Raw genomic sequence first — 26,093 nt, 5'->3', positions numbered from 1 at the left:
TGATCCAGCACGACAGGCTACAGGTTGCCTACGCGTCCTTGGATCAAACTACCGGCTTGACCGGCTCGGACACGACCTGGTCGCGACCGCTGGCCTTGGCTTCGTAAAGCAGTTCGTCCAGACGCTTGAAGGCTGTCGGCATATCGTCGTCCGCCACCACCTCGATCACGCTCATACTGGCCGTTATCCATTTCTCGAAGGGCATGGGCAAGTGCCGCAGCCGGTCCAGCAGCATGTCGGCCAGCCTGGTCGCACCATCGACATCCGTGTCTTCACACAACACCAGGAACTCTTCCCCGCCCAGGCGATAGACCACGTCCGTCGAGCGCACCTCTTTTCGCAGCATCCGCCCCAGGCGTATCAAGGCTTCGTCGCCGATATCGTGACCATACGTGTCATTGACGAGCTTGAAGTGGTCGATATCCAGCATGATCAAGGAAAATGGCATTCCCTTGCGCTGCACCCGGGCGATTTCACGCTGCCAATGGGTTTCCAGGTGGCGGCGATTGAACGTACCGGTCAAAGGATCGATCGTAGCCTGTTTGCGCAGCTGCATTTCCAGCTGTTTAATTTCGGTGACATCGCTGACGTAGCCATGCCACAGCGTGCTGCCATCGTCCAGACGCCTTGGCGTCGCTTCGCCACGCAGCCACTTTTCCGCCTGTCCGGGCACCGACACCTTGAACTCCCGCATCCAGGGCAGCAAGGTCTCCCGTGATCGCTGGACGGAGCGCCTGAAACCATCAACTTCGTCGGGGTGAATCCGTTGCAGAAGCCGCGCACCGTCTTCACGGGTTTCTTCCGGCGTCAGACCGTACACCTGCCGCACACCATCGCTGACGTAGGGAAAGAAGAAACTATGGTCCGGGCGCACGACCATTTGATAAATAGCACCGGGTACGTTGGCGGTAAGATCCTGTAGCAGGCGATCACTCTGCTCCAACGCATCGACAGCCTTGAGGTAATCAGTCATATCCAGTGCTATGGATAGATACCCCAAGCGTTTCCCCTCGTTGTCGCGCATGACCGACAGCGTCTGTTGCACTTGCCGCTCTTGCCCGTTCTTACAGTGGTAGGTCCAACGCTGGGACTGGGCTCCGGCATCGATGCAGGCCTGGAAAATGGCAACGCCCTCGAGACCCGCTTCGTTGTCCTTTGCCAAGGCCTGGCGCTGCGCGCTCAGTTCTTTCGCGTCATGGAAATACTCAAGAGTCTGCTGACCAATCATGTCCTCGGACGCATAGCCCAATAAACGTTCCGCCCCGCTGTTAAACAGGCGGATAACCCCTCGGCTGTCCGTTGCCACGATCGACATGTTTTCAGCGGACGATAGCAGGTTTGAGAGAAAGGCATTGGCCTCCACCAACTCCAACTCGGTCTGCTTGACGTGGGTGATATCAGAATGGGTCCCGATTACTCTCGCAGGCCGCCCCGGGGCCAACCATTCGACCACCTTGCCGCGATCCAGAATCCATTTGTAATGGCCGGCCTTGCAACGTATCCGGTGGACATGCTCGTAGTACTGGGACTCACCCCGGAAGTGGGTTTCCAGGGCGTGGCGGCAACCCGCTAGATCGTCAGGATGTATGCGGCTCGTCCACTCACTCAAACCATTGCCGATTTCATCGGATGCGTAGCCCAGCATGGCTTTCCAGGCTTCGGAATAGAACACCTCGCCGGTTTCCATATTCCGGTCCCAGACGCCATCGCCAGAGCCGGCTAGGGCAAACTGCCAGCGGGCTTCGGATTCCGACAGTGCGTCGAGGGCTGATTTCAGTTCCTTGGTACGACTGGCCACCATCTGCTCAGCCCGGGACCGCTGCAGGATAACCAGTGCGAGATAGGCCGCGCCCAGAAAAGCGCCGGCCACCCCCACAATAGCGATTACCAGGCCGATCGGTCGCGGTTGCCAGTCATCACGCTGTAAGGGCACCGCATGCACCGACACGATGCCGTCGGCGAGTTCCAGCTCATCGGTAAAAACCCGCTTGTGGCGGGACAGAAGGTCGGCAACATCGGCGGGCATATCGTCGGAACTATCGGACGGAAACGGAGAGAAAAGCAACTCTATACCAGGACCACCGCCATGTGCCTCGGAAGCCAAGTCGGCTAGGGCATTGAGACGAAGACTCATAGCTACAAAGCCACGCAGATTGCCGAAATGTCGTTCGGTAATATCGTTCCCGGCGTCGCCCTCGAAAACCGGCGAAAATACCAGAATGCCCGTTTGGTCACCGGGGTCGTCGAGGGTACGAACCCCCCCGATCATTACCGCCTCTCCGGTGGACATGGCTTGCTCGTAGGCTGCGATTCGACTCGGCAGGTAGCCGGTATCGATACCAATCAGGTCGGCGCCCGGCACACTGGATTTGTGGTAGGTGATGGGGAAATAACGCCGAATATCGCCGGAGCCCAGAGGTTCCACTGATTCCGGCAGACGTAAGCGGAAGTTATCGCCATAGTTTTCACGCATCCGTGCCCGGTACTGGTCCAGCTCGGTAGACGGTACATTTTGGTTCCAGGCGACCGTCATCTGGATGCGATCCGACAGGCGGGCCAGGGCCTGGAAATCCTGCCGCGTCAGTTCGGGACCCAGGGTTATAAACCGGCGCAGCGCGTCCAACTCACGCAACTGCCCCTGAATTAATTCCTTAACGAGCGCAATGCGCGCACGCGCACTCTGCTCAAAACGGGAGTGAGCAAGCTGTGCCTCGGTTTCCGCAGCCCGCCGTGCAAGCACCAGCGTCAACGTGATCCCGAGTGCAAAAACGAGCAGTACAGGCCATCCATGAACCAGAATACGCCGCAGAGCGGATTTTGAAACCGTGGCCAAAAGGGGATCTCATGTATAAAAAACGAACAATAAGATAATAGCACACAGTCAAACAGCGAGAGCCTTGCCTGACAAGAGTTGACAATCTATATTGGCACCGTGGCCCGGCGGGGCCTCCGCGGGTGTAGCTCAATGGTAGAGCAGAAGCTTCCCAAGCTTACGACGAGGGTTCGATTCCCTTCACCCGCTCCATTTCCCGCTCTTCGTGTTCTTGCCTAAGAAACTCCTGCATCCGCACGCGATTCGCCACCTCCGGCGGACCGAAGAGCATCTCCAGTCTTTCCAACGGCCTCAGCCCCGGCGCCCGGACGTCGGCAAACATATCCCGCCATTCGTGGAAGTTCAGCGTCACCGGGTTATGCGTGCGCACCTGGCGCGGGATGCCGTAATCCGGCTGCTCGTTCGCGTCCTCTTCAACAAAGGTGCCGAACAGGCGATCCCAGACGATCAGGATGCCTCCGTAGTTGCGATCGATGTATTTCGGGTTACGCCCGTGATGGGCTCTATGGTGCGATGGGGTATTGAGGAACCATTCCAGCGGTCCCAGCTTGCCCACAGCCTGGGTGTGGATGAAGAACTGGTACGCCAGACTGATGGCTACGGCAAAAATGACCGTCTCCGGTGGAAAGCCGATCAACACGATAGGCAGCCAAAACAGCCACATGCCGGTGATGGGATAAGTCACACTCTGACGGAAGGCGGTAGAGAGGTTGAGCTTTTCTGAGGAATGATGAACCACGTGAGAGCACCAGAACCAGCGAATACGATGGTGAGCCCGGTGGAACCAGTAATAGACGAAGTCCTGGACCACGAACAGCAGCACGACAGACCAAGCGGTAAACGGAATGTCGAACAGCCGCACGTCGAACAACGCATTGTAGACCACGATAGTCAGCAAAGCCGCCAGGACGTCGCTGGCCTGATAGAGGCCCGCCAGCGTCATATTGCTCAGCGTATCGGCCCAAGTGTAAGTCGCCGAAGGATAAGCCCCCTGGCCCCGGCGCAAGTGCATCCACTCGCCTGCCATGGCCAGGAGGAAAGCCGGCGCCAAGGCCAGGGTCACCAGATGTGGATCGAATCCGAGAAGGTCCGTCAGAGGTGTCGGGGACATACAGACTCCAGCTTGTACGAATACTGGAATCAGTATGCCACCGGCGACCGCCGGAACCGCTGGCCGATTCCGACGGATCGACTAGCCAATCCCGTCAGTGCAGCTTCAGGCGCGGATGCATGGCACGGCTGATGCGATCCATCAGCCAGATCACCCCCGTACGCAGCAGACCATGTAGCGCGACCTGGTGCATGCGATACAGCGAGATATAGAACAGGCGTGCCACTTTGCCCTCGATGTACATGCTGCGCCCCGACAGGTTGCCCATTAGATTCCCCACCGTGGTGTAGCGGCTAAAATTGATCAACGACCCATGATCGTTGTAGACAAACGCAACCGGCTCTTTGCCATCCAGCCGGTTAACCAGGGTCTGGAATAGCGTATCGGCTTGCTGGTGCGCCGCCTGGGCCCGGGGCGGAACCGTCCGGTCCGATTCCGGCTGGGGGCAGGCGGCACAATCGCCCAGAGCAAACACGTTGTCATCGACAGTGGTCTGCAGGGTCTGCTTGACCACCAACTGGTTGCCGCGATTGGTCTCCAGGCCATCAAGCTCGGCGAGGAAGGCCGGCGCCTTGATGCCGGCCGCCCAGATGGTCATCTCCGACGGAATCTCCGTGCCGTTGATGAGAATGCCCTGCTCGCGCACCTCCCGTACCGGCTCGCCCGTGAGCACCTTGACATTGAGGCGCTCCAACTCACGGGTCGCCCCGGTGGATAACCGGGCGGGCAAGGCGGGAAGAATGCGGTCCGCAGCTTCGACAATGGAAATGCTGACGTCCTCGGGCCGCAGGTGGTTCATGCCATAAACCGGCAATTCCCGCGAAGCCAGGCGCAGTTCGGCAGCCAGCTCCACCCCGGTGGCACCGGCACCAATGATCGTGATTGGCAAGATGTGACTTCGCCCTTCCTCGGCCTCGTGATTCTTGCGCAGAAAGGCGTTAAGCATCAGGTTGTGGAAGCGCCTTGCCTGGCTCAGACTGTCGAGAAATAGGCAGTGATCCTGGGCGCCTGGCGTGCCGAAATCGTTGGCGGTGCTGCCGACAGCGATGATCAGGGTGTCGTAACCGATACGCCGCTGGGGAACGACCTCGTAGCCGTCCTCATCGTAGAAGGCCTCGACAACGACCTTGCGCTCGCGACGTTCGAGCCCCCCCATGCGGCCCAGTTGATATTCATAGTGATGCTTACGGGCATGCGCCCGGTAGTTGATTTCGTTGGCGTTGGCGTCCAGCGAGCCGGAGGCCACTTCGTGGAGCAGGGGTTTCCAGACGTGGGTCAGGCCGGCGTCGACCAGGGTAATGCGGGCTTTTTTCTTTTTACCCAGCTTATTGCCTAGGCGTGTCACAAGCTCAAGGCCACCGGCGCCGCCACCGACGACCACTATGTGGTGCAGATTATCGTGGTGCAGATTATCCATTGCATAAATCCCATAAGAAAAGACAGCCAAATGCTCTACCTGCATCATCGATCTGCAGGGAAAGCCTTTGGCTGTCTTCACTTGTGCAGAGATAACGATATCGTAACCGGAGGCTACAGACGGCTCAATGCGACTTCCGGGGGGCATGTTAGCGTTCTGCCCGTCCAATGCAATGCCCGCCAATGATCTGCACCAAGCCGTAAACACTGGACACAGGGAAAAACAGACTGTTAAAACGTAAGCATGTTGACTGCGGATTACGACGCACGGCGTGTACGAAGCCATCCCAACAAGGAGCAAACCGTGAAACTTCAAGTGAAAGGTATCACCGACGGACAGCCGATTCCGGAAACCTTCGCCTTCGGCGTTTACAGCGAAGAGGATCACATGAGTTTTGGGCCCAACCGGAATCCGGAAATGGAGTGGTCGGACACCCCGGCCGGCACCAAAAGCTTCGTGGTGATCATGTTCGACCCGGATGTGCCCAGCAAGGCCGACGACGTCAATCAGGAAGACAAGGTTGTACCCAAAGATCTGCCCCGGGTGGATTTTTTCCACTGGTTATTGGTGGATGTACCGGCCGATATGAGCCGTATCCCCGAAGGCACGGACAGCGACGGCGTTATCCCCAAGGGTAAATCCCCCGGCGCCGGCCCGATTGGTGTGCGCGGGGTCAACACCTTCACCCATTTCCTAGCTGGCAACCCGGACATGGCGGGCACCTACGGCGGCTACGATGGCCCCTGCCCGCCCTGGAACGATGAAATCGTGCACCGCTACCACTACGAGATCCACGCTCTGGATGTAGAGACTCTAAATCTGGACGGCGAATTCGAAGGCGACGCCGTGCGCGAAGCCATGCAGGGTCATGTGCTGGCCTCGGCGCGGGTGACCGGCACTTACACCTTGAACCCATCGCTACGATAAGGGCTTAGCCGGAAACGACCCAAATCACGAAGGGCACGCACGTGCCCTTCGTGCCCGTCATTCCGATAGCCCTCTCAGTGCAGGATCTGCCGCAGAAACTGCTGGGTCCGCGCTTCCTGTGGATTATCGAAGAAATCGTGGGGCGGAGCGGATTCGACGATTTCACCGCCGTCCATGAAAATCACGCGGTCCGCAACGGTCTTGGCGAAGCCCATTTCGTGGGTCACGCAAATCATGGTCATGCCGCTGCTGGCCAGTTCGATCATCGTGTCGAGCACCTCCTTGATCATCTCCGGATCCAGCGCCGACGTGGGCTCGTCAAACAACATGATCTTGGGTTTCATGCACAGCGCTCGGGCGATGGCCACCCGTTGCTGCTGACCACCGGATAACTGCCCCGGGTACTTGTGAGCCTGGTCGGGAATCTTGACTCGCTTCAGGTATTCCATGGCCGTGGCCTCGGCATCCTTGCGCGGTGTCTTGCGCACCCAGATCGGCGCCACGCAGCAGTTCTCCAGTACCGTCATGTGCGGAAACAGGTTGAAGTGCTGGAACACCATACCCACTTCGCGCCGTACGCTGTCGATCTGACGCACATCGTCGGTCAGCTCCACATCGTCGACGACGATCTTGCCCTGCTGGTGCTCTTCAAGCCGGTTAATACACCGGATAAACGTCGACTTACCAGAACCGGACGGGCCACACACCACGATCCGCTCACCCTGGGAAACCTCCAGATTGAGCGCCTTGAGTACATGAAAGCTGCCGTACCACTTGTGCATGTCTTCCACCCGGATAATGGTCTTTTCCGCCTTGGTGGAGTCCAAAACCGTCTGTTTCTCAGTTTTCTGCATTTGCTCTGTCATGTTGCGTATCCATCAGGTCCGGTGACCGGTATCAAGCTTACGTTCAAGGTTCTGGCTATAGCGGGACATGCCGAAGCAGAATACCCAGAAACAGAAGGCGACGAAGACATAGCCTTCGATGGCAACGTTCTGCCACGCCGGGTCGGTGATCGTCGACTGCACCGTGCCCAGCACGTCGAACAGGCCAATGATCAGCACCAGGGTGGTGTCCTTGAACAGAGAGATAAAGGTGTTGACGATGCCGGGAATAACCAGCTTCAACGCCTGGGGCAGAATGATCAGCCCCATCTTGCGCCAGTAGCCCAACCCCAGCGCACTGGCCGCCTCGTATTGGCCACGGGGAATGGCCTGCAAGCCGCCACGGATCACCTCGGCCATATAGGCGGACTGCCACAGGGTGATACCGATCAAGGCGCGCATCAGCTTCTCGAAGTTCATGCCTTCAGGCAGGAATAGCGGCAGCATCACCGAGGCCATGAACAGCACGGTAATCAATGGCACCGCCCGCCAGACTTCGATGAAGACCACGCAGATACCGCGGATGATCGGCATGTCCGAGCGCCGCCCCAGAGCCAGCACGATGCCGATGGGCAGCGACGCCAGGATCCCCACGTAGGCCAGGATCAGGGTCAGCATCAAACCGCCCCACCGGCTGGTCGGCACGGTTTCCAGCCCGAACCAGCCTCCGCTGATCAGGAAGTAACCCACCACGGGCAAACCCGTCAGGGCGAAGATGCCCAGCCAGCGCCGGGCAGGGAAGCTCTCGATAAACTGGGGTATGACGCACAGCGCCAGCAGGGCAAACATAATGTTGACCCGCCACTGCTCGTCGCCGGGATAGAACCCATAGATGAAGAAGTTCAGCCGCTGGTTGATAAACACCCAGCAGGCGCCTTCTCCCACACAGGCCTCCGGCGAATCGCCAACGAAATTGGCATCCAGCAACACCCAGCTCAGCAGGGGCCCGACACTGGTCACCACCAGGTAGCCGACCACCAGGGTCAGCACCGTGTTGTACCACGTGTTGAACAAGTTATCGCGCGCCCAACGGACCGGGCCGATGTTGCGCTTGGGAGGTGACATTACAGACTCGGACATCATCTCTCCTTAAGCGCAACGGCGCGATTGTAGATGTTCATGAGCAGCGAGATCAGCAGACTGAGCGTCAGGTAGACCCCCATCGTCATCGCCACCACTTCGACCGCCTGACCGGTCTGGTTCAGGGTCGTGCCCATAAACACAGACACCAGATCCGGGTAGCCGATCGCGGTTGCCAGGGAGGAGTTCTTCATCAGGTTCAGGTACTGACTGGTGAGCGGCGGGATGATGACCCGCATGGCCTGGGGGATGACCACCAGCCGCAACGTCATGCCGGAGCGTAAACCCAGGGCCTGAGCGGCCTCTGTCTGGCCTTTGCTAACCGCGAGAATACCCGAGCGGACGATCTCGGCAATGAAGCTGGCCGTGTAGATGGAGAGCGCGAACCAGAGAGCGGCCAGTTCCGGAATCAGGGTCATGCCCCCGCCGAAATTGAAGCCTTTCAACTCTGGAATTTCCCAAACAATCGGGCCACCAGCGAGCAGATATGTCACGAGGGGCAGGCCGATAAGCACAGCGGCGCTGACTTTAACCGTCGGGAAGATCTTGCCGGTCGCCATCTGGCGCCGCTTGGCCATCACGCGAATTCCCACCACCGCAGCGATCGCAATCACAATCGCTGCCGTTACCCAGGCGAACCCGGGCTGGGCCACCGGCTCAGGCAAATAAAGCCCCCGGTTGTTGAGAAACAGCAATCCGCCGACATCGACACTTTGCCGCGGCGAGGGGAGATTTCTCAACACCGCGAAGTACCAGAAGAAAATCTGCAGGAGTAGCGGGATGTTGCGGAAGATTTCGACGTAAACCAAGGCCAGCTTGGCAACCAGCCAGTTGCTGGACAACCGGGCCACGCCGATGATGAACCCCAGGATCGTCGCCGCGACGATACCCATGACGGACACCAGCAAGGTATTGAGCAGCCCGACCCAGAACGTACGGCCATAAGACATGGTCGCATCGTAGGGAATCAGGCTCATGATGATGCCGAAGCCGGCGGATTGGTCGAGGAAGCCAAAGCCGGTACTGATGCCACGGCTTTCCATGTTGGCCAGGGTATTGTCGATCAGCGCCCAGCCAGCCCAGAAAACCCCGGCAATAGCTATAGCTTGGAAAACAAGAGCGCGCACCCGTGGATCATTCCAGGGCTTGCGCCGGGTTTGTTCGAATTGCGGGTTAGTATCGTTCATGCAGAATCCCGGAAAGCACCCTTGGGTTAAGAGTCGCTGAACCACCCCTGGATCGTCTCTGCGCGCCCTTCGGGGCATTCAGAGCGATCCAGGAGCGATTCAGAGACTCCCAAAACGTCATTCAAGGCGTAAGCCGGCGAACAGCGCGTGTTTGCCGGCTTGCGGTTGCTTTCGGGTTTTAACGCAGCGGCGGCGCGTACATGATGCCGCCTTCGGTCCACAGCGCGTTCAGGCCGCGCTCGAGATCGAGCGGGGTGCCCGGGCCAACGTTACGGTTATACATTTCGCCGTAGTTGCCCACTTCCTTAACGATAGCGTGGCCGAAATCAGCCGGCAGACCCAGCTTATCGCCCATATCGCCATCGGTACCCAGCAGACGCTGGATGTTGGGGTTATCGGAGTCCTTCATCTTGTCGACGTTCTCGGACGTCACGCCCAGTTCTTCAGCATTGATCTGAGCGAACAATGACCACTTCACAATGTTGAACCACTGGTCGTCGCCCTGGCGAACCACCGGACCCAGCGGTTCCTTGGAAATGGTGTTCGGCAGGATGACCGCACTGGAGGGATCCGACAGCTTGGAGCGCAGAGCGGCCAGCTGTGAACGGTCAGAGGTCAGCACGTCGCAGCGGCCGGAGGCAAAGCCCTGCACAGTCTGCTCGGACGTATCGAAGACCAACGGCTTGAAGTCCATGTCGTTGGCGCGGAAATAGTCCGCCAGGTTGAGCTCGGTGGTGGTGCCGGATTGGATACAGAACGTGGCGCCATCCAGTTCGGTTGCATCGCTCACGCCGATCTCTTTGCGCACCAGGAAGCCCTGGCCATCGTAGTAGTTGGTGCCGGTGAAGTTCAGACCCAGCGAGGCGTCCCGGGTCAGCGTCCAAGTCGTGTTGCGGGACAGCACGTCGATTTCGCCGGATTGTAGCGCGGTAAAACGCTCTTTGGCCGTCAGGGGCGTGAATTGTACCTTACCGCCATCGCCGAAAACCGCAGCAGCCACCGCACGGCATGTATCGACGTCAATCCCCGTCCAGTTGCCCTTTTCATCCGGCTGGGAGAAACCGGGCAGGCCGTTGGTAACGCCGCATTGGACATGCCCCCTTTCCTGGACGGTTTCCAGAGTAGTTGCCGCCATGGCATTTCCAGCCATCAACGTACCCACCAGTGTTGCCGTTCCCGCAGCAAGTGAAATTAGTTTTTTCATTATAGGTTGCCTCCGAATATCGGTTGTGTGCATAGCACTCCCGCATCAGCAAGGCCTAAGCCAAACTTTGCAGGTTATTGATTTTGTTTTATTTAGCTTACGCTATCGCGCAAAACCACTGCCTTCAGACTTCATATTAAAGGGATACCGCCCTCGATTGGTGCAGGGTTCGATAACCTGCCCAATAATGAAATCCTCAGTACAGGATAGGAGAAAATATCAGAATTGCACCGAAATGGTGAGAAACATGTGCTCGCTTGCCTTAGTGCATTTTAGAGAAAGGGGGTACTTAAAGGACTTAACACTCTGAAGACGCTAATCCAGGCAGAGAGGCCCTGACATGAGCGACAGGGCCTCGTTCGTAGCACGCGTGGTGTTACCGCCTGGAAAGGGTGGATACTAGCTCTTCTTCCACTCGAACTTTTTGAATGGCTCGTCAATGGGTGTTTCCGCAATGTGGTTGATGTAGTTGCTCAACACTTTTTGCGAGAGCCCAAGGACCACTTCGAGCACATGCCGATGTTCATAACCGGCGGCATGGAATGCATCGAGGTCTTCTCGATTAACCTCACCGCGCTTACGAACCACTGCCAGGGTGAACGTGCGCAGGGCCTCCAGTTTCTCGCTAGGCAATGGCGTTTCATCGCGCAGCGCGTCGATAATGTCGTCCGAAACCTTCATGGACTTGGCAATGCCGGTATGGGCGGGGACGCAATAGTGGCAGGCATGCTCGACGTTGATGGTTTGCCAGACCACAGTGGTTTCGTCATTGTCGAAGCTGGTCTCCAGAAACAGCTGGTGGAGCTCCTGGTATGCCTGCAGGACGCCCGGCGCTTCCGCCATGATGGCGTGCAGACTGGGCACCATACCAAAAGCCTTCTGCGACTTTTCCAGCAGTGGCTTTGCTTCTTGCGGCGCCGAACCCTGATCGTGCAGTTTGAAATCTGACATAACGCATCCTCCTTGTGACATTCGTTCACAACCTTGAACGTTGCCCCATTTTTGAGCGAACGATCAATATCCGATACGCTAACCTATTCTTGAGCAGATGCTCAAATTAATATTGGGCGATTACTCATATATACAAAATGCGACGAAGCAGCGCTATGCCACGCAAACCCAAATATAACCGAGAGGTCGCACTCGAGGGTTTCCAGGCATCAGCCACGCAGAATGATGGAGTGTAAGACATGACCGCCGATTCGACGACCGACGAGCACTTGCTGGCTGGCTTGCAGGACCGCGACCCCGCTACCTATCGTCTCGCCGTACGTACCTATAGTCCGACGATGCTGGCGGTCGCTCGTTGCTACGTCGCGCCCGACAAAGCGGAAGATGTCGTGCAGGAGTGCTGGCTTAAAATTATCGACGCCATCGACTCGTTTGAGGGGCGATCCTCCCTTAAAACCTGGCTGTGTCGGATAGTGGCGAACCGCTGCAAGAACGCGGTTCGCACCGCTGACCGGGAGATAAACGTGGACTTTTCCGATGCTCTCGACCCCACCCTGGGCGCCCGATTTGGTCGGAATGGACGCTGGACCCAACCGCCCAGACTGCAAACCCACGAGACCGCCGAACACTGGCTTGAAAACGAGGCTCTCAAGGATTGCCTCGACAAACACCTATCGTCGCTGCCCGAGAACCAGAGAACGGCGCTGATACTCTACGAAGCCCACCAACGATGCTCGGAGGACATCTGTAACATTCTCCGGATTTCACCGTCTAATCTGAGGGTCATGATTCATCGCGCCCGCCAACGCATCTTTCTTATGCTGGAACATTTTCAGGAGACCGGCGAATGTTGATGTGCAAGGATATCGCGCTACTTGCCAGCGACTACATTGATGACGAAGTCAAGCCGCTCAAGCGACTCTCTTTGCGAGCCCACCTGATGATGTGCCGGCGCTGCAGGGCGTTTATCAACCATATTCGCCTGACGACAGAAATCATCGAGCGCCATGCCATCGGTCAGGCCCATGAGAGTTACCTGGAGCGCCTTGAACAGGCGGTGACTGACGCGATTGATGATCGGTCCAGGTGATCCTGCCACACGCCATCCAAGGCGCCCGATGGCAGGATTTTTTCAATCCGGCTGATCATGAGTGTATACATCGGTTTCCGGGTGAAACGTAAACCATGCGAACCAGAAGGCCTGGACCGCCGGCAGCAACTCGCCCGAAGCGCGATAAAGTCGAGCCGTCGGCACCGTAGCATCGTAATGGATCACGACCGCTTCGCCGCCAATCCGGTCGTTGACCGTGCCGTCAGTCTTGGCCAGTTCCGGAAATGGCCAGGCTTTATGCTCACCCTTGAAGGATCCGCCTAGCACCAAGGTCTTGGGGTGATACAGACGACTCTGGTGCGACACCGGAAAATAGAGCCTTTCGGAGTGGTCGTACTCACCGTAGGGCGAACGTCGGTAATCCCGCGAGTAGCCCGTGTCGGTCGACAGCACCTTCCCCGCATTCCCGACCCGTGCCTTCCACGCTTGCCAGCGCTCGTGGCGCACGGGCCGCTGCTCCAGCCGCGTACCGGCCAGCGGACCGGCAATCGCCCGCGCCCCAATTTGCGACCAAAGCGATTCGGTCTGGTGGTCATACATCAGCAGATCGCTGTTGTAGAGCAGCCCCGAGACACCAAACGTTAGCGTCCGGTTCGCAACCCTGCGCTCGAAAATCATGCCGGTGCCGCATAGCGGGCAAAAGCTAATCAATACCGGCTGGCCGTCAATCGTATCGTTAGCCAGCTCATGCCAGTTCAGGACGCCCACCGGATAGGCCCTGGAGCCCGACTCGGTTTCTACCGAGAGTACAATGTCATCAGGCTGCCAAAGCGAGGCCACCTCGTGCTCCACAAACGACGGATTGGTCAACGCGGGAATGCCGTCCCGTGGAGGTCCGCCACTTATGATGGCCTCGGGAGGTACCAGAGCACCCCTCAGGTCAAATCCATTCTTGAATGGTGCAGCAATCAAACCGGTCACGATTGGCCAGGTCAGCAGAAAGGCGATAAAACGTCTTGCGGGGCGCATGTGACTCACTCCTCCAGATTTAGCAATAAGGCTTTGCGAGGACTCCCTGTTTTTAATAGACCCCCACAAGCCGAGAGCGTTACACGGGCCTGCGATGGTATACGCAGGTTTGAGGCTGGCTGTAACATCCAGGCCGGCCTCGTGTCAGTAACTACACAAGCGCCATGCATCGAATCCTGCCCAAGGCACGTATGCTTCAAATCATCTACTGGAATGCGGACGTATGCGACAGTTACTGTTTTTGCTGGCCTTCCTAACCTCCACCGGCTTGAGCGCCGCACCCTTCGACCATGCGCACAGCCTTTGGGAAAGCGAGCTGCAGAGCCATGTCGAGTGGATCAACAAGGGTACATCCTCGGCAGTGGACTACTCGGCATGGCGTCAGGATCAAGCGCCGCTGAATGATTATCTGGCCGAGTTGTCCGATGTCGCACGGACGGAGTTCGATGCCTGGAATGACCGGCAGCAACTGGCTTTTCTAATCAACGCCTATAACGCTTTTACGGTGCGTCTGATCCTGGACCAGGCTTCCGATTTGGAGTCCATCAAGGATATCGGCGGCCTGTTCGGCTCGCCCTGGTCAAAACGGTTCTTTACGCTACTGGGATCGGAACGCAGCTTAGACGAGTTAGAACACGACATGATTCGTGAATGGTTTGCGGAACCTCGCATCCATATGGCGGTCAATTGCGCCTCCATTGGTTGCCCCGCCTTGGCAAAACATGCGTATAACGCTGAAACATTGGACACACAGTTGGATGAAGCGGTCAGACGCTTCCTCTCAGATTCGTCACGGAATCGTTATAACTCTGTGACGGGAACGTTTGAAATCTCGTCCATCTTTAAATGGTATGGCGACGACTGGAACACCGAGTCCGGCTATCCTCACGGGGTACGCGGCTTTCTTCTGAAGAACCGGGAGCATCTTGCCGGAGCCGGCGCCCTGTCCTCACGCGACACAGAAAAACCCGGATTCGAATACCTCGACTACGACTGGTCGTTGAACAGCGTCGAGAATACAAGGGAGTAATTATGTCTGTAATATCCGGTGGCCTACAGCGCATCCCGGCGAAGGAAGTCGTTGCGCCCCGCCACATCGATAGCTGGACCCACACCCGCGAAGGCGAGCCTCGCGGCTATATCGATGCCGACCGGCTCAAAGAGCTGTGGATACATACCGGCACCGCATGTAATTTGGCCTGCCCCTTTTGCCTGGAGGGCTCCCATCCCGGCGACGGCCGCATACCAGGCATGAAGCTGAGCGACGTCAAGCCGTTCATTCACGAGGCGCTGGAAATGGGCGTCGAGCAGTTTTCCTTTACCGGCGGCGAGCCTTTCGTCATTCGCGATTTTATCAATATCTTGGACTACGTTAGCCAGCACCGGCCCTGTTTTGTGCTGACCAATGCCACGGACCCGCTGCTCAAGCGCACGCATCAACTGTTGCCCCTGCGGGAGAATCCGTTTCCGGTTCGCTTTCGCGTCAGCCTGGACTTCCCGGATCGCGCCCGCCACGACGTCGATCGCGGCGCGGGCAGTTTTGACAAGGCGCTGGAAGGGATTCGCTGGCTGCACGATAACGGCTTTGAAGTGTCCATCGCCCGTCAGAGCGATAACGACGAAGATCCCGGGCAAGTAGAGGCTGACTTCCGGGCCATTTTTCGCGAATGGGCGATTCCCGAAGATCTGGCGTTTACCGCCTTCCCGGATTTCGGCACGCCCGGCTCCGACGACGGCAGCCCGGAAATCACCGAAAGCTGCATGGAGAAATACCCCACGCGTGAAAGCCAGTCGCATTTCATGTGCACGTACACGCGCATGCTGGTGAAGAGGGACGACCGGGTGCGGGTCTACGCCTGTACGCTGGTGGACGACGATCCGGATTACGACCTGGGCGGCACGTTGAAAGAGAGCATGGACACACGGATCATGCTGCGCCACCACCGCTGCTTCGCCTGCTACCGGTTCGGCGCCAGCTGTAGCGCTCCAGGCTGATACTGGCAGCCCGCTAAGCGGCGGTCTGCCTCAACAACACGGAAAAAAAATAAAAGAAGGAATCGTTCAACAATGTCGTTCGCCGAAGCGGGCCTGTTCTGGGGCTTTCTTATCGTTTATGGCGTGGTGATGTATGCCCTGTCGCCACGCAGCACCAATCCCGCCTCGTTCTACCGTGGCGCGGATAAACACGGCAATCCGGTGGGGCAATGGTCACTCACGGCCAGCATCTTTATTAGCTGGATTTTTGCCAAATCGGTAACCAACGCCGCTAACCTGGGCGCAGCCTACGGTGTTGTCGGCGGCTTGGCCTACGCCACTTATTGGCTATCGATACCGGTCGCAGGCTACATCATTTACCTGATTCGTACCCAGACCGGCGCCACGAGCCTACAAGACTTTCTCACCTCCCGCTTTGGCCGTCTGGCGGCGCTGGCGTTTGCCGCTGCGATCCTGATCCGCCTGTACAACGAAGTCTGGAGCAATACCGCGGTGGTCGGGGGCTATTTCGGGCTTCCCGGTGAATGGCAGTACTACACCGCCGCCATGCTCTTCACTGCATTCACGCTGGCATACAGCCTCAAAGGCGGGCTGCGCAGTTCGATCTTCACCGATGTCATCCAGGCCGTGCTGTTCGTCTTCTTCCTGGCAGCGGTGCTGTTTCTGATCGTTCCAGCCAATGATACCGGCACCCTGCTGTCCACCGGCGATTTCCGCCTCAATGCCGGTGCCGATTTGCTGCTGGTGGCCGGTCTGCAGATCTTCAGCTACCCGTTCCATGATCCGGTGCTCACTGACCGCGGCTTCGTGAACAAAGAAAAAACCATGCTTAAAAGCTTCGTGGTCGCCGGTCTGCTCGGTTTCGTTGCTGTGTTCATTTTCAGCCTCGTCGGCGTACACGCCCAACTCAATGGCATTGACACCAATGGCAACGCGCCGGCAGCCGTGGGCGCGGCACTGGGCCTGACAGCCTTATTCTTCATGAGCGTGGTAATGATGACCTCCGCCGGCTCGACGCTGGATTCCACCTTTACGTCTCTGGCCAAGTCGATTGCCGTGGACTTGCCGAAACTGGTAAGGCGCGTAACGGAGCAACTACCCTCCATGCGCGTCGGCGCGGTCGTCATGGTCGCGTTCGCCATCCTCGGCAACCTGCCGATGTTCGCCGGTACCGACATTCTTAAGGCGACCACGATCTCCGGCACCATGGTCATGGGTCTGGCCCCGGTATTTCTATTTTACGGCTTCACTCGCTGGTCCCCGTGGAGCTTCCACCTCAGTTTCTGGAGCGGCATCGTGCTCGGTGTCTTGCTGGCCACGGGACTGATTCCGCCAAGCTGGTCCATCGGCGAAGGCAAGTACGCCGCGCTGTTGGGCGTGAACGCCTGGGGCATCCTGATCTGCACCGCCGGCTTCTTCCTGCCGATTATCGTGCAGCGTCTGGCCCGTGGCCGAACTGTATCTCGCGTCCATTAACGTCAGGGGAGATACGATCGATGGATAGTCGCCCCGGCCGCAGTTGTCCGATCCACTACCGCTACCGGCCCGAACAGCTGTGCCAGGCACCCGAAAGTCTCGACGCCGACGTGCTCTACGTCGTCGGTGGCCTCTACGGCAATCCGCTGGCACTGGAGGCCATCGAGTCTCTTGTGGAGAAGGAGCAGGCGCTCGGCCGGCGAGTCCGGGTCGTCTTCAATGGCGACTTCAACTGGTTCAACCGCGCCGTAGATGGCTTCGAAGACTTCAACCACCGCGTTTTAGCCCACGATATCGTCCTCGGCAACGTCGAGTACGAGCTATCCAACCCCAGCCCGGACGCGGGATGCGGCTGCGCTTATCCCGACTTCGTCGACAGTCGCGTGGTGGCGCGTTCCAACCGGATCATGCAGCAATTGCAGGCCGTCGCCGGGAGCTTTCCGGCGATCCAGTCCCGGTTGCGGAATGCCCCACGCTGGCGCTGCCTGTCACTGGCCGGGCAACGGCTGCTTATTCTCCACGGCGACCCGGAATCCCTCGCCGGCTGGGGCCTGGCGCATGAGCACCTAAGCCAATCGACACACCAGAAAACGGTTGCACAGTGGTTCGAACGCACTGGAGCCGACCTGATGGCGTGTACCCACACCTGCTTGCCTGCCATTTGGCAAGACGGCGCACACACGGTCATCAATAACGGTTCTGCGGGCATGGGCAACCTGACCGGCGATGCGCGCGGCCTGGTAAGCCGGATCAGCCTGCCGATGTTTCGCGAATCGCCGGTGGAACCGCTTATGGCCGTCCTCCAGGGGGATCTATCCGTATCGTTAGTGCCGGTCATGTTCAATCTGGAGCGCTGGCTGGAACTCTTCGACCGCTGGTGGCCCGAGGGCAGCGACGCCGCGCTGTCATACCGTCAGCGCATCCTGCAAGGCACTGGGCTGGAGCCTCACCGAATGGCTCTCGGAACCCTATGAATTCAAGGTTGACCGCCGGTAAAAGGTTGCATACTTACACAACAGCAACCTAGCTCAATTTGATTTTTCTTTCGTGGTCTATATAATTACAACTCTAAAGATTACTTCAGCTGCACGCTCAAGGCTTGAATAACAGTAGCTTGAACGCAGCATGTGGAGCACGATAAGCATCATATTCGCTTTGTTGTCTCCACAATTGAATTTAACTCTAACGACTGAGCATCCGAAGCGACTATGACCACAGAAGGATCGAATACGACCGCCATCACCCTCCGCGTACCGCACAAGGATGATGGCTACCGGCTCCACCAGCTCGTGGCGGAATGCCCACCGCTGGACCCCAACTCGATTTACTGCAATCTGCTGCAATGCAGCCACTTTGCCGAAACCGGCGTCGCTGCCGAAAAGGACGGCGATCTGGTTGGCTTCATCTCCGGATATATTCCGCCTCAGCAACCCGAAACCGTTTTCGTCTGGCAGGTCGCCGTCCATGAGAAAGGACGTGGCCAGGGCCTCGCGAAGCGTATGCTCAAGGCGATTGTGGGTCGTGATACTTGCCAAAATGTCACACACATGGAGACCACAATCACCGAAGATAATGAGGCATCCTGGGCGCTGTTTCGCTCGTTTGCCCGAGATCTCGGTGCGGAACTGACCTATACCGAGCATTTTGAGAAAGACACCCACTTCGGTGGGAACCACGACTCAGAATTTCTGCTCCGGATTGGCCCCTTCACCAAGCCTATAAACGGTTAAGGCCGGCCCTGCACGCCGGAGCAGCGACGAACAACGAGGTGCTGCTCCGGCTATCAACCCGCAGTTGCCGGCGAATGCGACCGAAGCCGTGTCACCGGCACTGCATTCACCTCGAACCTGACATGCTAAGAGGCAAGACAATGGAAATTTTCAAGACGACCGAATCTGAAGTCCGCGTTTATTCACGTGCATTCCCGGTGATTTTTAATCGTGCTAAGAACGCACACCTCTACACCGAGGACGGCAAGCCATATCTGGATTTTCTGGCGGGCGCGGGCTCACTGAACTACGGCCACAATAACGACATCATCAAAAAGGCCCTACTCGAGTACATCGAGAACGATGGCGTGAGCCAAGGCCTGGATATGTTCACCACGGCCAAGCATGACTTCATCGAAGCCTACAAGAAGTACATCCTCGACCCGCGCGGCCTGGACTACAAAATGCAGTTCACCGGCCCGACCGGCACCAACTGTGTGGAAGCGGCGCTGAAGCTGGCTCGCAAGGTCAAGGGCCGCGATACCATTATCTCGTTTACTAACGGTTTCCACGGTGTCTCCCTGGGTGCCGTAGCCGCGACCGGTAACAAGCATCACCGGGGCGGCGCCGGCGTGCCGCTGGGCAGTGTCAACTTCATGCCGTACGACGGTTATCTGGGCGACGACGTCGACACCATCGCCATGATCGACAAGATGCTGAGCGACGGCTCCTCCGGCATCGACACCCCCGCGGCGGTGATCGTCGAAGCAGTCCAGGGCGAAGGCGGTCTGAACGCTGCCCGCGCCGAGTGGCTGCAGAAGCTCGAGAAGCTGTGCCGCAAGCACGACATCCTGCTGATCGTCGACGACATCCAGGCTGGTAACGGCCGTACCGGCGAGTTCTTCAGTTTCGAATTTGCCGGCATCAAACCGGATATCGTCACCGTATCGAAGTCGCTCAGCGCATACGGCCTGCCGATGGCCCTGGTGCTGCTCAAGCGCGAACTGGACGTGTGGTCTTCCGGCGAGCACAACGGTACGTTCCGCGGCAACAACATGGCTTTCGCCACCGCTAAGGCCGCGCTGGAGACTTACTGGAAAGACAACAGCTTCGCCGATGAAGTGAAGAAAAAGACCGGCATCCTGCACAACGGCCTGAAGGCCATCGGCGACCAGTTTGGCGGCGAATTCAAGGTTAAAGGTCGTGGCATGATGCAGGGCATCGCCTGTCGCGACGGCGACCTGGCGGGCAAAATCACGGCTCGGGCCTTCGAGAAGGGTCTGATTATCGAGACCGCCGGTCCGGACGACGAAGTCGTCAAGTGCCTGATGCCGCTGACCATCAGCGAAGAAGATCTGCAAAAAGGTCTGGACCTATTGAAGGAAAGCGTCGAAGACGTTATGAAAGAGGATATGAGCCAGGCTTCTTAAAGCCGTATTGCCTGAAGCCCGACTGTCCAGTCGGGCTCCGGAGAGCCGACCGACGGCCGGGACGCCACGAGGTGCGCTCGGCTCTCCCGCTCAAACCACTCCCGGCGCAAATTCAAGCGACCGAAGACCAGGACCATGACTAGCCAACAGCACACTGTAGAGAAAATCGGCGGTACGTCCATGAGCGACTACCATGCCGTACGTGACAATATCGTTGTCGGCGATCGCAGCGCTGACGAACTCTATCAACGCATCTTCGTTGTTTCCGCCTATAGCGGCGTCACCGACGAGTTGCTGGAGCACAAAAAAACCGGCGAGCCCGGAGTCTACGCACTGTTTGCGGATGCCGAATCGGATTGGGCCTGGGGCGACGACCTCACCAAGCTGGTCCATTTCCTCACGGACATCAACGGCCAGTTATTCGACGACTCGATGCTCAAGCAACAGGCCGACCAGTTCATCATGGACCGTGTAGAAGGCGTTCGCGGCTGCCTGATCGACCTGCAGCGGTTGTGCTCCTACGGACAGTTCCAGCTGGAAGAGCATCTGCTCACTGTGCGTGAGATGCTGGCGGGCATCGGTGAAGCCCACAGTGCTTTCAATACTTCGCTGAAACTCCAGGCCGAAGGCATCAACGCCCGCTTCGTCGATCTCACCGGCTGGCGCGACAACGAGTTGCTGCCGTTAGACGAGAAGCTCAAGCATGCGCTGGGCAGCATCGACCTGAGCCGTGAGTTGCCCATCTGCACCGGCTACGCCCAGTGCAAGGAAGGGCTGATGCGCACTTTCGACCGTGGTTACAGCGAAATGACCTTTAGCCGTATCGCCGTGATTACCGATGCGCGCGAAGCCGTGATCCACAAGGAGTATCACCTGAGTTCCGCGGATCCGCGGATCGTCGGCGAAGATAAGGTCGTACCCATTGGCCGCACCAACTACGACGTCGCCGACCAACTGGCCAATCTGGGTATGGAAGCCATTCACCCCCGGGCCGCCAAAGGCCTGCGCCAGAACGACATTCCGCTGCGGGTGAAAAACACCTTCGAGCCGGAACATACCGGTACGCTGATTACCCGTGATTACATCAGCGAGAAGCCGCAGGTCGAGATCATAGCCGGCGACAAGGGCGTGTTCGCCATCGAGGTGTTCGACCAGGACATGCAGGGCGACCCTGCCAGCGACCGTCGTATCCTGGATATTCTGGCGCGCTTTAAGGTGCACTGTATTACCAAGGACACCAACGCCAATACCATCACCCACTATGTGGACAGTACGCTCAAGCACGTCAAGCGTATCGTGCGCGCGCTGGAAGAAGATTTCCCCAACGCGGAAATTTCCACCCGCAAGGTGGCGCTGGTATCGGCCATCGGCAGCGATATGCAGGTGCCGGGCATTCTCGCCAAGACCGTTGCCGCGCTGGCCGAGGAAGAAATCAGCATTCTCGCCCTGCATCAGTGTATGCGCCAAGTGGACATGCAGTTCGTGATCGACGAAGACCATTACGAGAAGGCGATTGTTAAGCTGCACGCCACACTGATTGAACCGCATAACCACGAATACGCCATCGTCGCCGCCTGACGACGGGCGCATCCCGTGCAAACCGGGATGATACGAATTACCGTGGCTGGGAACGGTCGCCCTGGCCGCGGTAATGGAGGACGTCTTGCCTCCCGACCGGGGCCGCCTGAACTGCGAATTTTGGGCGGCACCCGGTCACCTTTATTTGCTTGCCTGACACCACCCTTTCTCTTACCCGGCCCTATTCACCTCATGCCTGGGAGTGTTCACCTCACGCCTGAGAACGAGCAGCATCCGGTTTATCGCTCGCACCGTCTTGCCCGCAACAAACCGAAGACACCATAGAACCCTTCAGCTTGCCGCCGATGCCACAAGCGGATGCATAAGCAACCAGAAACCGGCGATGGCCTGGCAGGCACAGGCGACCAGCGTCAGCACCATGCGTAGGCGACGGTACCAACCCGGCCAATACAGCCGCATCCACCGCACATCCACCACGTAAAGCGCGATATAGGCAATCGGGTAAACCACCGCCTGAGCCTGGATGGGCAGCAGCAGCGCCAGCCCGGCGGAGAGGAAGAAGACTTGGCTGATCACCAGCGTGGTGATCGGCGAGAGGGGAAAGCAACGGTCTTCAAGCTGTAGGGCGATGGGCCAGTAAACGCCAGCCATGAATGCCAGAACACCCGCGCTATAGATGTAGAACAGCTTGACGCAGGTCGCTTGTGCATCCGGCCAGAGAAGAATAGCCAGGGTCCCGAAGATAAACGGCACCAAGCCGGCTAAACCAATCGCCGTCGCCAGTCGAGCTACTGCGATCATTTACGCGCTTCCTGTACTGGAATACGCAACGGCTCGACGGCATCCGCAGACAATCCAACCATCTCGCCATAAGCGGACGCGTGTACGACTTCTGTCCGTAGGACATCGAAGGATCCCAGAGCGTCCTGAATCTGCCAGGCGCTTTTCATCAGGCAGGTCTTGCCCTTTTCATCCGACAGCACGTTCAGCTGTTCGCCCATGTGCAGGCGGGCCATATAAAATTGCCCCTCCAGGGACAGGATTTCCAGGCAATCAATACGGGGATGTTCGAGCCCGCGCAATTCTTCCAGGGTCATTCGCAAGTCCAGCCCTCCAGAATAGGGTAAAGCTTCTTCAGTGGGACCGCGGACATGTTCAGAGACGCCTCAACTTTCCACGGAACCACTGTGTTTTACGCGCTTGGACTACGAAAGGATCAGACGATCAAGGTGATCGTTGAAAACGAATCGGTCGCTCAACATCCGTGCAATGCGATAAGTTCTTAGCAGCGGCGCATTTGGACGCCATGCTACAGGCGTGAGGCCTACAGGCCGGGTTTGGAAAACCCGCTATGGTTCCTGAGAGCGGGGAAAGTCCCGTTCGACTGCCAGCTCCAGGCAGCTTTCTCGGGCAGGACAGTTCAGCAGATGGTCGTTGACCATACCGACCGCCTGCATAAAGGCGTAGACAATGGTCGGGCCAACAAAATTGAAACCGCGTTTTTTGAGCGCGCGGGACAGGGCTTCGGCTTCGGGCGTGGTCACCGGCACATCCTGCAACGTCTCCCAAGCGCCCTGGATCGGCCGGTAGTCGACGAAGGACCAGAGAAATTCAGAGAAGCTCCGCTCCTCGTCTCCAAAAGCGAGAAAACTGCGGGCGTTGCGAATGATCGACTCCACCTTGAGCCGGTTGCGGACAATCCCTGCGTTCTGCAGCAGGGAATCGATACGGGCCTGGTCGTAACGGGCTATTTTCTCGGGGTCAAAATCGTCAAATGCCTCTTCGTAGTTTTTTTGCTTACGCAGGATGGTGATCCAGCTCAGCCCCGCCTGCTGGCCATCGAGACAAAGTTTGGCAAATAGCTCCTGATCGCTGGACACCGGCCGGCCCCAAACATGGTCGTGGTAGTCCACGTATAGGGGGTCCGTACCGCACCAGCCACACCGTTGATTGTTGTCCATGATCGTTATCCTGTTGTGGCATAGCCGGCATCGCGGCTCTACATAGGGCTCAGGGCTGTCCAAATAGACTCAGGGCTGCAGACGCTGGATAGTCCATCCAGCTTCGTTCTTCAGGTACTCAAATCGGTCATGCAGCCGACTGGGACGTCCCTGCCAAAATTCAAAGCGCTCCGGCACCACCCGGTAACCTCCCCAAAACGAGGGCAGAGGCACCTCGCCATCGTGGAAACGCTGCTTGATCTCCGCTACTTTCTGCTCCAGCAGACCCCGTGAAGTAATCACCTGACTCTGCTCGGAAACCCAGGCTCCAATCTGGCTGCCCCGAGGGCGTGACGCAAAATAGCGCAGGGATTCCGCTTTGCCGACCTTCTCCACACGGCCTTGAACGATGACCTGACGGTTCAGGGCAATCCAGGGAAACAGCATCGCAGCCCGGGGATTCGCCTCCAGCTCTTTTGCCTTGCGGCTGCCGTAATTGGTGTAAAAGACAAAGCCGGTCTCGTCGAAGTACTTGAGCAGCACCGTACGTAGGTTGGGCTGGCCATCCTGCCCCGCGGTGCCCAACGACAGTGCGTTGGGTTCGAGGATGCCCGCATCCCGTGCGTGGCCAAACCAGTTGGCGAACTGAGTGGCCGGGTTTGCGTCCAGCGCATCGAGATCGAGACCCTCGCTCTCGAAATCACGACGCATATCACTGATATCCATCATCTTTCCCTGTCAGTAACCGTCATAACCATTGAACATACGCCGCAACGCGCACCTCTTCAATCGCCATGCCCGGCATAATCGTTGCTGAGCATTCATCATACGGGCTGCGCCCGAAGAACTGTACGTTCGACGCCGATTCTTGCCAGTCCACGGAACAGTTTAGAGGAGGAGATCGTCGTCATATTATTTAGAAAACAAAGTTATTTTATGAGCCACAGCTGCTATGTTGAAACATAACTGTTATGTATCCCAGATGGGCGCATGCGGATCGAACTTACAAAATGCCTCTGATAGCGTGCATTACAGATAGACGACCAACGAATAAAATTAGAACCGTGTTATTGCAAACTTTTACTAGACTAATAAATACGATGCTGTAAGCGAGCGACCCTCGCAGGACCGACGCTGAATGAAGCCAAAAGTGGTAGTAAAGCACCTTTTCAAGGTCTTTGGGGACTCCCCGGAAGAAGCGATGAACCTGGTCAGACAGGGCATCGGCAAGGCCGACATCTTCGAACGCACCGGTAAGACTATCGGCGTCATGGACGCCTCCTTCGAGATATTCGAGGGCGAAATTTTCGTTGTGATGGGGCTGTCCGGCTCCGGCAAGTCCACCCTGGTTCGGCTGCTGAACCGTCTGATCGAACCCACATCCGGCGAAGTCTGGGTGGGCAACCAGAACATATCGTCCCTATCCGAATCCGAACTCAACCAGCTGCGGCGAACCAAGATGAGCATGGTCTTCCAGTCGTTCGCCCTGATGCCCCACATGAACGTGATCGACAATGCGGCCTTTGGCCTGGAACTCTCAGGCGTACCACGAGAAGAACGCCACCAACGTGCCCGGGCAGCACTGGCTCAAGTCGGGTTGAAAGCCAACGCCAACAGCTACCCGGATGAATTGTCCGGCGGCATGCAGCAGCGTGTGGGCCTGGCCCGGGCGCTGGCTAACGATCCGGAAATCATGTTGATGGACGAAGCTTTTTCCGCACTCGACCCTCTAATCCGTACCGAAATGCAGGATGAGCTGGTCAAGCTGCAAAAGGATTCCAAACGCACGGTTATCTTTATTTCCCACGACCTGGACGAGGCCATGCGCATCGGCGACCGCATCGCCATCATGGAAGGCGGACGCGTCGTACAGGTGGGTACACCGGACGAGATCCTGAAGAATCCGGCGGACGACTACGTACGCTCCTTTTTCCGCGGCGTCGATGTTTCCACCGTGCTGTCGGCCGCCGATATTGCCCGGCGCAAGCAAGTCACCGTGATCGAGCGTGAAGGCGCCGGGGTGCCGGCCGCGTTGGAACGCCTGCGGCAGAACGAGCGCGACTATGGCTATGTGGTCAGTCCGGACCAGGTTTTCCACGGCGTGGTCTCGGTCAATTCGCTATTGGAGGTGGAGAAAAGCGGTGGCCGGGTGAGCGACGCCTTCCTCTCCGGCGTCGATCCCATTCCCGGCAACACACCGCTTACCGAGATTATGGGGCCGGTAGCTCAGGCGCCCTGCGGACTGCCGGTCATCGACGACGAGGGGCACTATCTGGGCGTCATCTCCCGGGCGGTGCTGCTACAAGCGCTGGATCGGGAGGGCGAATAAA

At 57.9% G+C, this 26,093-nt stretch carries 24 protein-coding genes and 1 tRNA gene; 12 read left to right on the top strand and 13 right to left on the bottom strand.

Going from position 1 to position 26,093, the window contains the following annotated elements; all coding sequences use genetic code 11:
• Window positions 1-43: 43 nt before the first annotated feature.
• On the bottom strand, window positions 44-2,833 hold the full coding sequence (locus FXO11_RS00930; protein ID WP_148861142.1) for a sensor domain-containing diguanylate cyclase: 2,790 nt from the start codon (window positions 2,831-2,833) through the stop codon (window positions 44-46).
• Window positions 2,834-2,951: 118 nt separating this feature from the next.
• Here FXO11_RS00930 and FXO11_RS00925 point away from each other — a divergent pair.
• Window positions 2,952-3,025, top strand: a tRNA-Gly gene (locus FXO11_RS00925).
• On the opposite strand, the gene FXO11_RS00920 is transcribed toward FXO11_RS00925, so the two are convergent.
• Together FXO11_RS00920 and FXO11_RS00915 are read right to left on the bottom strand one after the other, a co-directional pair.
• Window positions 2,991-3,944, bottom strand: a complete 954-nt coding sequence (locus FXO11_RS00920; RefSeq protein WP_227545997.1) for a sterol desaturase family protein — start codon at window positions 3,942-3,944, stop codon at window positions 2,991-2,993. The two genes, FXO11_RS00925 and FXO11_RS00920, sit on opposite strands and share 35 nt — an antisense overlap.
• A gap of 94 nt (window positions 3,945-4,038) precedes the next feature.
• Window positions 4,039-5,361 (bottom strand): NAD(P)/FAD-dependent oxidoreductase, encoded by a 1,323-nt coding sequence (locus tag FXO11_RS00915; protein ID WP_148861141.1) that lies wholly within the window; start codon window positions 5,359-5,361, stop codon window positions 4,039-4,041.
• Window positions 5,362-5,664: 303 nt separating this feature from the next.
• Between FXO11_RS00915 and FXO11_RS00910 the strand changes: the two genes are divergently transcribed.
• Complete coding sequence (locus tag FXO11_RS00910; RefSeq protein WP_148861140.1) at window positions 5,665-6,288, top strand: YbhB/YbcL family Raf kinase inhibitor-like protein; 624 nt, start codon at window positions 5,665-5,667, stop codon at window positions 6,286-6,288.
• A 74-nt stretch (window positions 6,289-6,362) separates the two neighbouring features.
• On the opposite strand, the gene FXO11_RS00905 is transcribed toward FXO11_RS00910, so the two are convergent.
• The 5 genes from FXO11_RS00905 to FXO11_RS00885 all read right to left on the bottom strand — a co-directional run bounded on the left by FXO11_RS00905 (window position 6,363) and on the right by FXO11_RS00885 (window position 11,594).
• The gene (locus FXO11_RS00905) at window positions 6,363-7,142 is read right to left on the bottom strand and encodes an amino acid ABC transporter ATP-binding protein (RefSeq protein WP_148864740.1); all 780 of its coding nucleotides are present in this window, start codon (window positions 7,140-7,142) and stop codon (window positions 6,363-6,365) included.
• Between the two features lie 24 nt (window positions 7,143-7,166).
• The gene (locus FXO11_RS00900; RefSeq protein ID WP_148861139.1) at window positions 7,167-8,252 is read right to left on the bottom strand and encodes an amino acid ABC transporter permease; all 1,086 of its coding nucleotides are present in this window, start codon (window positions 8,250-8,252) and stop codon (window positions 7,167-7,169) included.
• On the bottom strand, window positions 8,252-9,439 hold the full coding sequence (locus tag FXO11_RS00895) for an amino acid ABC transporter permease (protein WP_148861138.1): 1,188 nt from the start codon (window positions 9,437-9,439) through the stop codon (window positions 8,252-8,254). The genes FXO11_RS00900 and FXO11_RS00895 overlap by 1 nt, the downstream gene beginning before the upstream one ends.
• Window positions 9,440-9,617: 178 nt before the next feature.
• The gene (locus FXO11_RS00890; RefSeq protein WP_148861137.1) at window positions 9,618-10,643 is read right to left on the bottom strand and encodes an amino acid ABC transporter substrate-binding protein; all 1,026 of its coding nucleotides are present in this window, start codon (window positions 10,641-10,643) and stop codon (window positions 9,618-9,620) included.
• 399 nt (window positions 10,644-11,042) lie between these two features.
• Complete coding sequence (locus tag FXO11_RS00885; RefSeq protein WP_148861136.1) at window positions 11,043-11,594, bottom strand: carboxymuconolactone decarboxylase family protein; 552 nt, start codon at window positions 11,592-11,594, stop codon at window positions 11,043-11,045.
• 239 nt (window positions 11,595-11,833) lie between these two features.
• On the opposite strand from FXO11_RS00885, the gene FXO11_RS00880 reads away from it, so the two are divergent.
• Together FXO11_RS00880 and FXO11_RS00875 are read left to right on the top strand one after the other, a co-directional pair.
• Complete coding sequence (locus tag FXO11_RS00880) at window positions 11,834-12,448, top strand: RNA polymerase sigma factor (protein ID WP_148861135.1); 615 nt, start codon at window positions 11,834-11,836, stop codon at window positions 12,446-12,448.
• The gene (locus FXO11_RS00875) at window positions 12,442-12,684 is read left to right on the top strand and encodes a zf-HC2 domain-containing protein (protein ID WP_148861134.1); all 243 of its coding nucleotides are present in this window, start codon (window positions 12,442-12,444) and stop codon (window positions 12,682-12,684) included. The genes FXO11_RS00880 and FXO11_RS00875 overlap by 7 nt, the downstream gene beginning before the upstream one ends.
• A gap of 42 nt (window positions 12,685-12,726) precedes the next feature.
• Here the strand turns inward: FXO11_RS00875 and FXO11_RS00870 are convergent, their stop codons facing one another.
• The gene (locus FXO11_RS00870; RefSeq protein ID WP_148861133.1) at window positions 12,727-13,674 is read right to left on the bottom strand and encodes a DUF3179 domain-containing protein; all 948 of its coding nucleotides are present in this window, start codon (window positions 13,672-13,674) and stop codon (window positions 12,727-12,729) included.
• Between the two features lie 223 nt (window positions 13,675-13,897).
• Here FXO11_RS00870 and FXO11_RS00865 point away from each other — a divergent pair, with 223 nt between their 5' ends.
• The 7 genes from FXO11_RS00865 (at window position 13,898) to FXO11_RS00835 (ending at window position 21,862) form a co-directional block, all read left to right on the top strand.
• A complete protein-coding gene (locus FXO11_RS00865; protein WP_148861132.1) occupies window positions 13,898-14,704 on the top strand; it encodes a DUF547 domain-containing protein in 807 nt (268 codons plus the stop codon).
• Between the two features lie 2 nt (window positions 14,705-14,706).
• Window positions 14,707-15,669, top strand: coding sequence for a radical SAM protein (locus FXO11_RS00860; RefSeq protein ID WP_148861131.1), 963 nt, complete (start codon window positions 14,707-14,709; stop codon window positions 15,667-15,669).
• 72 nt (window positions 15,670-15,741) lie between these two features.
• The gene (locus FXO11_RS00855) at window positions 15,742-17,145 is read left to right on the top strand and encodes a sodium:solute symporter family transporter (protein WP_148861130.1); all 1,404 of its coding nucleotides are present in this window, start codon (window positions 15,742-15,744) and stop codon (window positions 17,143-17,145) included.
• A 20-nt stretch (window positions 17,146-17,165) separates the two neighbouring features.
• Entirely contained in the window at window positions 17,166-18,119 is a 954-nt protein-coding gene (locus FXO11_RS00850; protein WP_148861129.1) for a metallophosphoesterase family protein, read from the top strand.
• Between the two features lie 234 nt (window positions 18,120-18,353).
• Window positions 18,354-18,875 (top strand): diaminobutyrate acetyltransferase, encoded by a 522-nt coding sequence (gene ectA / locus FXO11_RS00845; RefSeq protein WP_148861128.1) that lies wholly within the window; start codon window positions 18,354-18,356, stop codon window positions 18,873-18,875.
• Between the two features lie 140 nt (window positions 18,876-19,015).
• On the top strand, window positions 19,016-20,284 hold the full coding sequence (gene ectB / locus FXO11_RS00840; protein WP_148861127.1) for a diaminobutyrate--2-oxoglutarate transaminase: 1,269 nt from the start codon (window positions 19,016-19,018) through the stop codon (window positions 20,282-20,284).
• 135 nt (window positions 20,285-20,419) lie between these two features.
• Window positions 20,420-21,862 carry an aspartate kinase gene (locus FXO11_RS00835; RefSeq protein ID WP_148861126.1) on the top strand — a complete coding sequence of 481 codons (1,443 nt, stop codon included), beginning with the start codon at window positions 20,420-20,422 and terminating at the stop codon, window positions 21,860-21,862.
• Between the two features lie 291 nt (window positions 21,863-22,153).
• Here the strand turns inward: FXO11_RS00835 and FXO11_RS00830 are convergent, their stop codons facing one another.
• The 4 genes from FXO11_RS00830 to pdxH all read right to left on the bottom strand — a co-directional run bounded on the left by FXO11_RS00830 (window position 22,154) and on the right by pdxH (window position 24,489).
• A complete protein-coding gene (locus tag FXO11_RS00830) occupies window positions 22,154-22,624 on the bottom strand; it encodes a DUF3429 domain-containing protein (protein ID WP_148861125.1) in 471 nt (156 codons plus the stop codon).
• Window positions 22,621-22,920, bottom strand: coding sequence for a DUF6482 family protein (locus FXO11_RS00825; RefSeq protein ID WP_227545996.1), 300 nt, complete (start codon window positions 22,918-22,920; stop codon window positions 22,621-22,623). The genes FXO11_RS00830 and FXO11_RS00825 overlap by 4 nt, the downstream gene beginning before the upstream one ends.
• A gap of 252 nt (window positions 22,921-23,172) precedes the next feature.
• A complete protein-coding gene (locus tag FXO11_RS00820; RefSeq protein WP_148861123.1) occupies window positions 23,173-23,784 on the bottom strand; it encodes a DNA-3-methyladenine glycosylase I in 612 nt (203 codons plus the stop codon).
• 69 nt (window positions 23,785-23,853) lie between these two features.
• Entirely contained in the window at window positions 23,854-24,489 is a 636-nt protein-coding gene (gene pdxH, locus FXO11_RS00815; protein WP_148861122.1) for a pyridoxamine 5'-phosphate oxidase, read from the bottom strand.
• A gap of 412 nt (window positions 24,490-24,901) precedes the next feature.
• Between pdxH and proV the strand changes: the two genes are divergently transcribed.
• Complete coding sequence (proV, locus tag FXO11_RS00810) at window positions 24,902-26,092, top strand: glycine betaine/L-proline ABC transporter ATP-binding protein ProV (protein ID WP_148861121.1); 1,191 nt, start codon at window positions 24,902-24,904, stop codon at window positions 26,090-26,092.
• Window position 26,093: the final 1 nt, after the last annotated feature.

It is taken from the genome of Marinobacter fonticola (assembly GCF_008122265.1).
Taxonomy (GTDB): domain Bacteria; phylum Pseudomonadota; class Gammaproteobacteria; order Pseudomonadales; family Oleiphilaceae; genus Marinobacter_A; species Marinobacter_A fonticola.
Note: the sequence above shows the minus strand (reverse complement) of the source record. Positions and strands in the feature narration are given on the sequence as shown.